12 protein-coding genes and 2 pseudogenes are annotated in these 11981 nt (G+C 60.1%); 7 read left to right on the top strand and 7 right to left on the bottom strand.

Going from position 1 to position 11981, the window contains the following annotated elements:
• The first annotated feature begins 37 nt into the window (after window positions 1-37).
• From CRO22_RS17935 to CRO22_RS17915, 5 genes are all read left to right on the top strand, one after another.
• Window positions 38-325: a hypothetical protein gene (locus CRO22_RS17935; protein WP_097071517.1), complete on the top strand. Its 288-nt coding sequence runs from the start codon at window positions 38-40 to the stop codon at window positions 323-325.
• A gap of 23 nt (window positions 326-348) precedes the next feature.
• The gene (locus CRO22_RS17930; protein WP_097071516.1) at window positions 349-669 is read left to right on the top strand and encodes a phage holin family protein; all 321 of its coding nucleotides are present in this window, start codon (window positions 349-351) and stop codon (window positions 667-669) included.
• Window position 670: 1 nt separating this feature from the next.
• On the top strand, window positions 671-1354 hold the full coding sequence (locus tag CRO22_RS17925; RefSeq protein WP_097071515.1) for an NlpC/P60 family protein: 684 nt from the start codon (window positions 671-673) through the stop codon (window positions 1352-1354).
• Between the two features lie 24 nt (window positions 1355-1378).
• Window positions 1379-1603: a hypothetical protein gene (locus CRO22_RS17920; RefSeq protein WP_097071514.1), complete on the top strand. Its 225-nt coding sequence runs from the start codon at window positions 1379-1381 to the stop codon at window positions 1601-1603.
• Window positions 1604-1831: 228 nt separating this feature from the next.
• Window positions 1832-2629, top strand: coding sequence for a DNA adenine methylase (locus tag CRO22_RS17915; RefSeq protein WP_217991931.1), 798 nt, complete (start codon window positions 1832-1834; stop codon window positions 2627-2629).
• A 168-nt stretch (window positions 2630-2797) separates the two neighbouring features.
• On the opposite strand, the gene CRO22_RS17910 is transcribed toward CRO22_RS17915, so the two are convergent.
• Window positions 2798-3208: a GFA family protein gene (locus tag CRO22_RS17910; RefSeq protein ID WP_097071512.1), complete on the bottom strand. Its 411-nt coding sequence runs from the start codon at window positions 3206-3208 to the stop codon at window positions 2798-2800.
• 267 nt (window positions 3209-3475) lie between these two features.
• Window positions 3476-4351 carry a DUF7946 domain-containing protein gene (locus CRO22_RS17905; protein WP_141399484.1) on the bottom strand — a complete coding sequence of 292 codons (876 nt, stop codon included), beginning with the start codon at window positions 4349-4351 and terminating at the stop codon, window positions 3476-3478.
• A gap of 106 nt (window positions 4352-4457) precedes the next feature.
• Here CRO22_RS17905 and CRO22_RS18605 point away from each other — a divergent pair.
• Window positions 4458-4582 (top strand): annotated as a pseudogene (locus CRO22_RS18605) (IS3 family transposase); the annotation flags it as partial.
• A gap of 362 nt (window positions 4583-4944) precedes the next feature.
• Here CRO22_RS18605 and CRO22_RS17900 read toward each other — a convergent pair.
• From CRO22_RS17900 to CRO22_RS17880, 5 genes and pseudogenes are all read right to left on the bottom strand, one after another.
• Complete coding sequence (locus CRO22_RS17900) at window positions 4945-5691, bottom strand: hypothetical protein (RefSeq protein ID WP_141399483.1); 747 nt, start codon at window positions 5689-5691, stop codon at window positions 4945-4947.
• Entirely contained in the window at window positions 5688-6773 is a 1086-nt protein-coding gene (locus tag CRO22_RS17895; protein ID WP_097071509.1) for a hypothetical protein, read from the bottom strand. Before CRO22_RS17895 ends, CRO22_RS17900 begins: the two co-directional genes overlap by 4 nt.
• Window positions 6774-6775: 2 nt before the next feature.
• Window positions 6776-8926, bottom strand: coding sequence for a sensor histidine kinase (locus CRO22_RS17890; RefSeq protein ID WP_176518701.1), 2151 nt, complete (start codon window positions 8924-8926; stop codon window positions 6776-6778).
• 80 nt (window positions 8927-9006) lie between these two features.
• The gene (locus CRO22_RS17885; protein WP_097071507.1) at window positions 9007-10560 is read right to left on the bottom strand and encodes an N-6 DNA methylase; all 1554 of its coding nucleotides are present in this window, start codon (window positions 10558-10560) and stop codon (window positions 9007-9009) included.
• Window positions 10561-10693: 133 nt separating this feature from the next.
• Window positions 10694-10870, bottom strand: a pseudogene (locus CRO22_RS17880) (IS5/IS1182 family transposase); the annotation flags it as partial.
• 258 nt (window positions 10871-11128) lie between these two features.
• Between CRO22_RS17880 and CRO22_RS17875 the strand changes: the two are divergent.
• On the top strand, window positions 11129-11749 hold the full coding sequence (locus tag CRO22_RS17875; protein WP_097071506.1) for an RNA ligase family protein: 621 nt from the start codon (window positions 11129-11131) through the stop codon (window positions 11747-11749).
• Window positions 11750-11981: the final 232 nt, after the last annotated feature.

Below are 11981 nucleotides of genomic sequence, written 5' to 3'. Positions count from 1 at the left end.
GATCGCGATCGGCCGCTGGTTCTGAGGAGGCACCACCATGGCACTCATCATCACCCTCTCGCCCTGCCGCGATGACCGGGCTCTCACGCTCTCCCGCGCCGGGCGCGTGCTCACGATCACCGGGATCGCCGTCGATCTTGATGCGGAAATCCCCGAGGCGGCGATCGACTGGATCATCGGCCCGGTCGAGACCACGGGCAGCGACACCCTCCTGACGCTGCTCTTCCCGATCGGCCCGAACGCGCCCGCGGCGGCATGCTTCCCGGTGCCGCTCCGCGTCGAGGCCGATGGACCGGTGGCGCTGCCGCCGCGGGACGCAACCTGACCAACTCTCGGAAAGGGCAAATCATGAGCGAGACGCGAGGCCTCATCGAGGTGGCCGACGCGCTGTTTGGTGGCGCGATGACGACAGCGGCGGCGGCGATCGCCGGGCGGCTGATGTGGCACAGCGCGCAAGTGCGCAGCGGGCGCAGGCGCTTCTTCGGGCGCGAGCTTTTCTGGGAGCTGCCGATTGCGATCGGCATGGCGATCATCGGCGAGGCGGTTGCGGCTTACTTCGAGCTCGACCGGACGGTGAGCACCGGCGTGGTCGCCTCGCTCGCCTATCTCGGGCCGCGCGGGGCCGAAGCGCTGCTGACCCGGGTGTTCTTCAAAGGAAAGGAGTCGTGAGATGACGACGAACTGGCGGGCCGTGCAGGAGCGGCTCGAAGCGCTCGGCTTTGACCCGGGCAAGATCGACGGGGTCCGCGGGCCGAAGACGGATGCCGCGATCGTGGCCTTCAAGCGCAGTGTCGGGCTCGCGGCCCGTCCCACCTTCGGGCCGCTCACCGAGGTGGCGCTGATGGGCGGAGCCCCCGACCGCGCCGGGGCGGATATCCCCTGGATGGCCGAGGCCGCGCGGATGAAGGGCCTGCATGAGCGCCGCGACACCGCCGAGCTGCGCGCGTGGTTCGACCGGACGGTGCGCTGGATCGATCCGCGCGAGGTGGCCTGGTGCGGCGCCTTTGTCGCCACCTGCATCCGATCCGCGCTGCCCGCGGCCGAACTCCCGGAAAACCCGCTCGGCGCGCGGGCCTGGGGCAGCTTTGGCGATCCTGTCGAGCCGGTCTTCGGTGCGGTGCTGACCTTCTGGCGCGGCGCGCCCACCGGCTGGCAGGGGCATGTCGGCTTCTATTGGGGCGAGGATGCCAGCGCCTGTCACGTGCTCGGCGGCAATCAATCCGATGCCGTCACCGTCACCCGCATCGCCAAAACCCGCCTGCTTGCCGCGCGCTGGCCCGCAGGTCAGCCCGTCACCGGGCGCAAGATCCTGCTCACCCCGCAGGGGCAACCGCTTTCCACCAACGAGGCCTGAGCCTCCCTCTCGAAAGGACCAGTCATGTTCCAGTCGCAACTCGCGCTCGCGCTGCGGGTGCTGCTTCTTTACCCGCTCGCGGGGCTCCTCGCCGCGCTGCCTTCGGTCGATTTTGACCAGGCAAGCGGCGTGCTCTCGATCGATCTCACCACCGCCTCGACGCTGATCGGCACCGCGATCTGGCTCGCCGTCTCGGGCGGCACCTTCGGCCTTTCGCGCCTCGCCAAAACGCTCGGCTGGGCCGTCTGAACAAACGGGGCAGGGCGGTCACGCCCGCCCCACGCTCTCGCGCCGGATCATCGGCGCGGGAGGCCTCCGTAAGGATTGACAAGTTCCGGCCTTTTGAGAGGCCAGAGGGGGTTGCAGCCCCCTCCGACACGGGGAAGACCGCTAAGACCCCCGCCGACCAGCAAAAGCTTATGGTCGCTCCCCCCTCGCGAGGGAGGCCCCTTGGAACATAATGACATGATGGAGTCGATGATTCCCGTCGCCCCGGTCGCCCCTGCGGCACCATGGCTCGGCGGCAAACGCAACCTCGCCAAACGGATCTGCACGATCCTCGATCAAACCCCCTGCCGTACCTATTGCGAGCCCTTCGTGGGCATGGGCGGGATCTTCCTGCGCCGCAGCGCCCGCCCGCGCGCCGAGGTGATCAATGATGCCGGGCGCGACATCGCGAACCTGTTCCGGATCCTGCAGCGCCACTATCCGCAGTTCCTCGAGATCCTGCGCTTCCAGCTCACCGTGCGCGCCGAGTTCGAGCGGCTGATCGCCACCCGCCCCGATACGCTCACCGATCTCGAACGCGCCGCGCGCTTTCTCTACCTGCAGCGCACCGCGTTTGGCGGCAAAATCAGCGGGCGCAATTTTGGCGTCAGCCGCGACCGGCCCGGCCGGTTCAACATCACCACCCTCGAACCGATGCTCGAAGATCTGCATTCCCGCCTCTCCGGCGTGGTGATCGAATGCCTCGACTTCGAGGCGTTCATCCGCCGCTATGATGCGCCCGAGACGCTCTTCTACCTCGATCCGCCCTATTGGGGCTGCGAGGGCGACTACGGCAAGGAGCTCTTCAGCCGCGATGACTTCGCGCGTCTCGCAGACGCCTTGCGCGGCATCGACGGGCGGTTCCTTTTGTCGATCAACGATGTGCCCGAGATCCGCGAGATCTTCTCCTGGGCGGAGATCGAGCCGGTGCGCACCACCTATTCGATTGCCGGGAAGGGCCAGAGCACACCCGCCGCCGAGCTCCTGATCAAAGGGCGCGCGACGTAGGGGCAGGGGCATGCTGCGCGGGGGAGGGGAGCCCCCCGCGTTGTGCTTTGGCTGAAGGCGAAAGCGGGCGCTCGCGAATCGCATGGTGAGCGACGCGATGCGCAGGGAGTCAACGGTCGCGCCCTTGTCATCTGGCTGTTGTCCGGGATGCATCATCGGCTCGACCGTTCAACCAGGAAGCCCGTCGATCCTTTCGATGGAGGCTAGGTCGTTGTCCCAGTTTGCGCGACTGGAACAGCAGATATGCGCGTTGGGGCGTATGTCGATCCGGCCATCAAGCGACCCTGCTGGCACCACAAGCAAACCAACCTCCGGCTGAGAAACAGGCAGCGCGGACCCGCAATCGGAGCAAAAGCTCTTCGAATGGCGTGACCCGGAGAGCCGGAACGTCTTGATGTTTTCCTCGCCTGTCATCCAAGTAACTCTGGCTGAGGATGAAAACAGGTTTGCCGAATGGGCCGAGCCGCTGTCCTTGCGGCAGCGGGCGCAGTGACACAGGAAAAAGCTGTCGAACGCTCCCGATATGCGGAATGTCACAGCACCACACAGGCATTGTCCAGTGACCGGATTGTCGTCCATTCACACTCCTATCGTCAGGCAAACTGCTGCCGTCAGTCGAACGCCTGTCATTGATCCTTTGTATTCAAGTGTTGGATCACGGTCAAAAAGGGCTGAACCCGACCTGCGGCGGCGCGAATTGCATCGCGAGTGCCCGCAGATCAGATCGACTTCAACGGCGAAAGCTGTCGCTCGCGAATCGTACTGCGCGCGACGCGATGCGCAGGGAGCTGCCAGTCAACATCACCCAATTTCTGGTTGCCCCTGAAAACAGTCAGTGGCAAGTCATTATCGCGTCGAGCGCAGCGGATCGACGCCATCTTCCCAATCGGACTGCGGGATTTCCTCGGCTGAGGCCACTATCAGCTTCTTCAATCGGCCCTCTTTCGTCTCTACGCGCTGAGTGGTCATTCGCACTATGCCACCGCGCCCCGCCGAATACTGCTTCATGCTTTCGATCAGGATGTTCTTCGTCCCTGCAAAGGGATCGGGGCTAAGGCTAAATGCCACGGTGCTATCTTCGTCGGGGTGATAAAGCCTGCCGTTGCCAGTGAGGAGGTTAAATGAGGTCACATTGGCGTCGAGGTAATAGAACTCGTCTTTGAGGCGGGCTTCGAGATAAGACTTGGTTTGTGTATCCATCACGACCAGATCGGTGCTCTTGGCCCGGAGCGAAACGGTGGTGGCGGTCTTTCCAATTGCCGCATGTCCACGGGTCAATGGGGGCTCAATACGATGTACAACCTTTTGCAGGTCATCCTCGTTCAGCTTCCTGAGGTATTTTCGCGCTCGAGCAGGAACTTCGCTGGCCACGCCTAGCGCAGAATTGAAAACATGGCCGATCAGGGCGTTGATATAGGGCGTGGCAGTATTGACTGCCCAACCACCCAAAATGAGCGAGATGAATGCATTGTCTTGAACAAGGATGTTCAATTCATAGAGGACGCTTCCCCGCTTGGGCGGCGAGATATAGACTTTGCATGCTCGGGACAGATCGCCGCGCTGGCGGATTTTGCCGGTGACGCCATAGTTCAGCGTGATCGACAGTGCCCAGATGATCCCCTCCAGAGATTGAGCGGCGGGATAAGCCTCCAACTGGTGCCGGTCGGCGTCGCCACCCTCAAACTTAAGCTTGTAGCTGATAAGGATGGGATCGCGTTTCATTTGAACCTCAAGATCGTTGATACTTTCACCGCGCCGCGCCTTCAATCAGGGCAATTTCCTCTCGAGGCCTCCTTGCTCTCAGGCACTATTTCCGGCGATGGTAGGAAAGGCAAGGCAAGATGCGCTTGACTATATCGGGATGCTCTACAACCTGAAGCATAAGCACGCCGGAACGGAATGTTGTCGCCCTTCGATTTCAAACGGCAGCAGAAATTGCGACACGAGGGCGTAGAAGCCTGGTGCTATCCGCTGAGGGCTGCTCGGCCCTGTTGTTGCGATTCGTCGGAGCGGCAGCTTTGGCGACCGTGCTCGGCGGTGCGATCGGTGGCAGTGACTGGCTCGGTTAACTGCCGACCGTGATCAGCTGGGCGAAGCGGCACTGAGCAGCTGGTGCCCTTCAGAAGTCACTCGGACGCGCCGCAGCGTGGGGATCGAGCAGCCTGTTCTTGCCCCTCGTGCAGGGCGCAGCGCGAATCGTGGCGCCTTCGCAGACGGGCGGAGAGCGGACAGTCGCTGCCCCCTTGACGAATGGCAGCTTCGCGGGGCGCGAGCAGACGGACAGCTTTAGGCCGCAGATATGCAGAAATTAGACATCAAACTAGAAGTGATGGACCAAACCAAGTTCGACGGAATACCGGGTCTTGGAGCGCTTCGAAAAATGGCTCCCAAAGGCGCCGCTGAGCTTCTTGGATGATCGTTAGATACTCAGGGAAGTTCTGGAGACGTCGCCAGACCGTCCCGTCATTCTGACTAAGGCAGAAGTCGATCGCCAGAATTGGATCAAGAGGCAACACCGGCACCCGCGGGCCGGGGCTCTGTAAGAGTCCCCTCCATTCCCCTTGGATCGCGCACGGCGTACCGGGCAGGAAATTGCGCGAAGCGAACGCGTCTTGGGCGTGCCCGCCGCGCTGGAAGTGGAAAAGTGGATGTGGTTCCTTCGATGGATTTTGTGCAGCGTTTTCAGCCCCTCGGCGTGACGGCGCGTACATATCGGTGTCGATCCGCCAATGATCCTGCAGCTCAAATAGCGCGCCCCCGGCGTCCAGAAGGCCCTCCACGCGGACCTGGTATTCGGCTCGCCACGGCATCACCTCGCCGTCGCGCCACTCATATTGGAAATCGAGTGATGCGAAGTGCAGCTCACAGCCAACGGGGTGAAGCCCTTGGTTGCGAGGAGTCGGTAATACAAGCCCATTGCCACAAAGTTGTTGACCGTTTTTCCAGTCTGTCCGAAAGCGGCCGAGATTGGTGTAGATCCAGCTAGCGGTTTCCTCCGTCGAAGGCTCCCGACGCATCGCGTCAGCCAAGCTCTCCAACTCGTCGGGCAATGCAACCGTCATTCGGTTGTCCGAGCATATGGAAGAAGCCGCTTAAGGTCATTTTTGTCGAGCCGGGGATCTTCGCGGTTCCGCAGTGCGATGCCCAAGGAAGCATACAAGGGATCGAGCCAGGAAGGCATCGGGCTGCGAGGTTTGATCTTGACGCCTCTGGCTGGATCAACCGGGACAAGCTCATTACGCTGCTCCATACTCAGCAGACAATATCGCCAAGGACGCTTGCCCATGCTACCCTTCGGCATTGTCAATGGCACAAGGTTGTCAAAGCGTTTGCTCAGCTGTTCAACTCGTTGTTCGATTTCCATGCCTGCTAGTGGCAGGTCGCCACCGATCTTTTCTTGCCACCATTGCTCAATCCCACGCGCCCACCAGCGCGGAAAGCAATCTTTCGCGACTCCTCCAAAAGCGTAGTCCGATAGGTCATCGACCACGGCAGACCATCCTGCGGATACCACCCTGTCGACGCCCAACCGGAATCCCAAGATTGCCTCATCAATAAGCAAGCCGGGATGGACTACTAGCCTAATCAATGGAGACGCACGCAGATGAACTCGGTCGGCAATCTCAAAATCGGTTTGAAAGCTAGAACTGCCCCATAGGTTCCAAAAGTCTTCGCTAAGGCCGACGACCGAAAAAAGGTCCGGTTGGTCCGGTTCCAACGCATCATAAATCTGTCGGACACCTACCAACTTGCTTCGCGCAGCATCGCGCATGGCAGGATCGCTCAGGCCGTCTTTTTCAATCTTTAGGTCAAAGAGATCATCGCTGCTGGGATCGCGACCGATATTTTCGAGAACCTTGCTACGATACGAAAAACGTACGATCGGGAAAGGCTGGAGCAAATTTTTCTGCTGCGCGCCGCGAATGCTCTGAGACATTCCCGGACCATTTCGCAGTGGGCCAAGCTCATTGGAAAGGTCGACATCCATCAGAACGCCGGCCGGCTTGAGCTCGCCAGCCCCAAGCGCCGCTTCCGCTTCGGACGCACTAATGTACTCGATAGGCAGCACATCCTCCTGAGCGAGGTCCTGCGCGAAGGCCTTTGCCTCCTGCGGACTGTCGTCGATCAGCAGCCAAGAAGCCATCGTCACTTCTCCTCTTCCGCGGGCAGACGCACCTCGAGGCAAGTCGCGAAACCGGCCGGCGGGTCGATCACCTCTATATCGCCACCCGCCTTGGAGATGATTTGATGCACGATCCAAAGCCCAAGGCCCGTCCCAGAATACTGTTCGGCAGTATTAGCGGCGGCTGGTGCGGCCACGCGCGAAGTGAAAAATAGGTCGAATACTTTTTCCCGATTTTCCTCCGGAATGCCGTCACCCGTGTCACTAAACCGAATGACGATCTGGCCGTCGTTCTCGCGCTCCGCTTTCACCTCGATTCTCCGCTGTCCCTCGGTTCGTCGTAGTGCCTTGAGCGAGTTTGAAAAGAAGTTCAGTAAGATTGATGCCACTTCGGCCGAGTGCATCGGCTTCGTGTAAAGCGGATCATATTCTGGAGTATCGATCTCCATCGTAATGCCCGCTTTCTCCGCCAAACTGCGGACACCAATCGCGAACTCATCGATTGCCTTGCTTACGCTGATCGACGAAAGCTGACGCACCGATCGCGCCGACGCTAGTTCATTAAGGTAAGCGGTCAGCGCGTCGAGACGGCTAAGCATTGCATTTGCTCGCTCGGCCCGCTCAGCGAACACATCGTCGTCGGCCCTTGCCTGTAGCGCCGCTTCGAAAACGGCTCGGAAATCCATTCGGACGGCTTCGAACGTCATACCTGTTTCATGGCTGAATTCGGATGTTGTAAGCCCGAGCGTTGCGAGAAGACGCAGAAGCGCGGCCTCATCCGCAAGCTCAGCCTGTTGTTGCTCAAGCAGAGCAATAGACTCATGCAGGAGCTCAGCGGTGCGCTCACCCTGAGCGGGTCCCGTATCCTCCGTTTGCCCGGCTTGACTCTCGTTAAGATTACTATCTTTAGCCGAGGATTCGTCTTCCGGATCGCGTCTGCGGGCGAGAACTTCTTCCGCCGCTTGTACGCGTTGCGCCGCTTTGCGAAGACGATCCAAGGCATCAGACGTCTTGCGCTCGGCGGACCCGCCCGCGCTTCGTTTGCGGCCCCGGTCTTCTGCTATTCGATTGACCGCAGTTGCCAAAACGGCCATCGCGAGTCCCGTAACTTCGCCGAACGCATCGGTCTCGATAAGGCCTTCTCGCGATGTATGCTCTTCAAACTGCACGCCTTCGGGATCGTGAACTTCGATCACGCCAAAGAAGTTTCGATTGGCGACGGGCGCCAGAACCGGGCCGCGCTGAGCATAGAGCTGATCGAGGTGCAGCCAGTCATTTCCCGATTCGCCATAAGGCACCACCCGAAATCCATTCCGGTAAAGCCTGATCCCACCTTCTTCCCGTAGGATGTCACGTACCCGCGTGAACACGAGGCTTGGCAGAAGATCGGGCGCGATAATGAAATAATGCGCCTTCATCGCGACATTCCGAAGGAACCTGTAAGCAGGAGGACTTACACCATCGCGATGCTCATGATGGATGTTCTGCCAGCCGCGATCAGGCCCAAACTTGTTCTGTGTCAGTCGCCACTCTGCAATCCCTAAGTCATTTACCCGAAACTCAATGGTTGCGTGCCTATGGTCGAGAATCTCGCTCTGGAAATCCGCCACCACCTTGGGATCGTTGAAGAGGCCGCCCTCGCGAAGGAAGCGAACCTCGAATCCCGGATCTGCACCCGGCCGCTGCTCAACGGGTGCAACTGGAAACGGCTGCTGAAGCGCGAGCAATCCGCGCCAGCACCGACGTATTTGCGCATCCGACCATTCATCGCGAAGCAGTTCGATCCGAATTTTTGTTCCCGGAGCCGCAGGTGGCTCCTGTCCCAAGTAGACCGGCACCTCGTCGAGATTGCGGCCGCTCTCGAACTTTCGCCAGTCAACCACCAGCTCAATCCCGGGGTCGTTGACGTTCACCCAGGTCTTGAGGCGGAGCACGCTTCCAAGACGCTGCGTGGCGAAGCGCCCAATGCCTTTTCGACCGGCGCGCTGGCGTTTGAATATGCGTGATTTCGGCTCCTTTACCTTGAAAGTGCTGGCGAGCCGAAGAAAGCCGGCGACTAGCTCATCGCGGGTCATGCCGGTTCCGTCATCTTCAATAGTCAGCGCGTCAGGTTCAAGCGTGACAGTCGCGCTGCGAGCGTCTGCATCAAAGCTGTTTTTGACCAGTTCGATCAACGCGGTCTCTTGGCGCCCAACCAACTCACGTCCAAGCCGATCTATAAGCCCTGCGTCTGTTGAGAAGTGCAGCTCTTCAGTCATCCTTGAGCGCCCCCTCGCCGCGCCGAGCGCATTTTAAGCGCCTCTTTCATCATCTCCTCTGCAGCGAGCTCCCAAGCAGAACCGAACACCGCTGGCAGCAAGAGCCTGTCGGCCACTGCACGTGCCTGCTCGAAGTCGCCACTTCGAATAGCTTTATCTGCGCTCTCAAAGTCAGCCTTGGTACAGTATCGCGCGGCCGTCAAAATAGGGAAGCGGCGAGCGTCGGTCAGCTCAAACTTGAGGACGCCGCCACCATAAGCCCGACCAATACGCTCGGCTGCGAGTTGACCGAAGCTCGAGATCATGCTCAGCGACGCAACCATGCGATCCTGCAAGGTGATGTTTGGCGCGAAGCAAACTTGATGCAGCGTATTGGTGGAATAAACACAATCGGTCGCGAGAACGAGTCTCGGCCCTCGGTCGTTCATGTAGGTGAAAATCGCGTCGCAGCCTCGCCCGATGTCGACCCGCCACCACGGAGATCGCTTGTTGAGCCAAGCAACATTACGGCGCTTGTCTATAGGAATCGTCGCTAGCCGTAGACGCACTCCAGGGCGCGCTTTGGAGATATCCTGTGGGGTAAGTAGCCAGGTCTTCTCTCCCTTCGCGGCAATTGCCTTCAACTCGGCGCTCGAAATCCTCAATCCGGCGACATGGCGAGCTCGTGCCGCGACCGGGGTTAGATCTCTAGGATCAATACCCGCGGTGGAGCGTTCCTCATCAGATAGCAGGAAAGCCTTATTGAAGCCCGTCACCGCGCCGATCGCCAGCTTTGCGATCTCGCCAAGTGGAACGGCGGCGGCGAGGGCGTCTTGAAAACACGATGGATTCGCAGGATGAATGTCTGTCACACGTTCGCCTGCCGCTGACCATCGTGTCGCCTCAGGGATCGGGCTTGAACCCAATTTACAACCGTGCGCAAGGACGATCACGCCCCGCTCCTCGGCATTGCTGGACCATGACGGCCGGTCGACGGTCTGGCGGATCTCGACATGCGCGAATTCCCTGCACACACGCTCGAGTGCATCCCGCCCATAACTGGAGAAGATGGCCGCGCCCGGTACGACGACTGCAAGGCGACCGCCCGGGGCTAGAAACCGCACCGCATGCAGGACGAAGGGCACCCAGAGGCCAGCGGCTCCTTTGATGCCAAAGCGCCGGCGCAGTTCCTCACGCCTAGCCTTCGGAAGCGCGTGATTGCGAGTGAATGGCGGGTTGCAGATCACGCCGTCGGCTGAACCGACATAATCAGGATCTATCTCGAGGAAGTCGCGGCACACCAGTAAGTGCTCCGGCGCTAGCCATCGGCGCACACGCGCGACAGCAAGATTGTCTAGATCACAACCGACAAACTTGAGACTGGCGGAACAACCGAATTTGCGATCCGCACAAGCCTTCGCCGCTCGCAGAAGTGCGCCATCGCCGATACTTGGTTCCAGCAACGTTTCTCGCCCAGACTGAACCACCCAGTCGGCAAGAATGTCTGCCATCGTTTCAGGAGTATAGTAGGCTCCGAGATCCTTAGTAGTGGGACGGGCTGGTGAACTCATCTATCCCTCTGAATTCGGCGTCTTGGCTTGCTAGTCTCAAGGCATATCAGACGCTCTCTCGAGCGGGAATAGCTATCTAAAATGAGACCGACGCAAAGCGGACCTCGGTCATTGCGCCAAGCGACGGCCGCTATCCGGGCCGCCCTGTCCGGGCCGACGACGCACGCACGAAACCAAGGCTGGACAGGTCGAGTTCCTCGACGAAAAGATCGACGACGCGGACCAGGTCATCCTCGCCGATCCAGTCCTCAAGGCGGTCGCGAAAAAGCACCGTCTGACCGCGTTGCACGCCCTCGATGAAACCCGCCATGCCGGTCCTCCCGCTCTCACGGAATCGTAGAACAGTGCAGGGTTTTGACACAGCCTCAGCCGAGCACGTGGATACGCGCGGCTCGGCACCGGAGCCCCGCAAGGGCAGCTTTCTGCGCATCGCGTCGCTTGCCTTGCGATTCGCGAGTGACCGCTTCGCGCCGGGCGTGGCGTTGCGCGCCCGGGGGCTGCCGCTGCGTCGCCGCATGACCGCTTCGAGCCCGTAGCCGTAATTCAGCCATCATGCTATCGCTGGAGCATGAAGAAGTATGGTCGCACATTCCACCTTCCGTTTTCGCCCGGCGCCACCAGCGACGACAAGGTCATGTCTTCGTTTGACGGCCTGATGGTCGAAGATCTCGTCGTCACTGAAAAAATGGACGGTGAGAATACGACCATTCACGCTGGCGGCTCACATGCGCGGAGCCCTGACAGCCGTTACCATCCTTCCCGAGACTGGCTCAAAGCGTTCGCGGCCGCGATTTCTCCCCATCTCACAGAAGGCGAACGCATTGTCGGCGAAAACCTCTATGCTCGTCATTCTGTCGCCTATGATGCGCTGCCCTCGTATTTCCTCGGCTTTGCCTGGATTGTTGGCGATGAAGTCCAGTCCTGGGATCTGACGCAGGCCCGCTTCGAGGAACTGGGCATTCAGCCTGTCCCAACGCTCTATCGAGGCCCCTACCGCACGGGACTGTTCGAAGATCTGGCGCGCGCCCTCGACCTGTCCAAGCAAGAAGGTTTTGTGGCAAGGAGCGCTGACTCGTTTGCGGAAAGCGACATGCCTCGACGGGTGGGAAAATATGTCAGGAAAGGGCACATCCAATCTGAGATTCATTGGATGAAGGCTGAACTCATTCCCAATAAACTTGCTGGCTGAACGTCTCCAATGTCCGCATCAGTGACATTCGGCCCAAGACTTTGCTGCACCAAAGCGCCCAAAGTTGATGGTGGGGAAAGCTGTGTCGCGCCCCCTCGCCACCAACAAAATCAAGTACATGGTCAAACGCCCCTTAACAGGTCGCTGAAATAGTCGGCCTCGACCTTGGATGCAGAACATGATTCACCCCTTCTCACGGCGAGAGGGGATCATGATGCGGGGCACGGACGAG

The sequence above is a fragment of the Rhodobacter maris genome (assembly GCF_900217815.1).
GTDB classification, from domain to species: Bacteria; Pseudomonadota; Alphaproteobacteria; order Rhodobacterales; family Rhodobacteraceae; genus Rhodobacter; species Rhodobacter maris.
The sequence above is the reverse complement of the archived record's forward strand: the minus strand, read 5'-3'. Positions and strand labels throughout refer to the sequence as shown.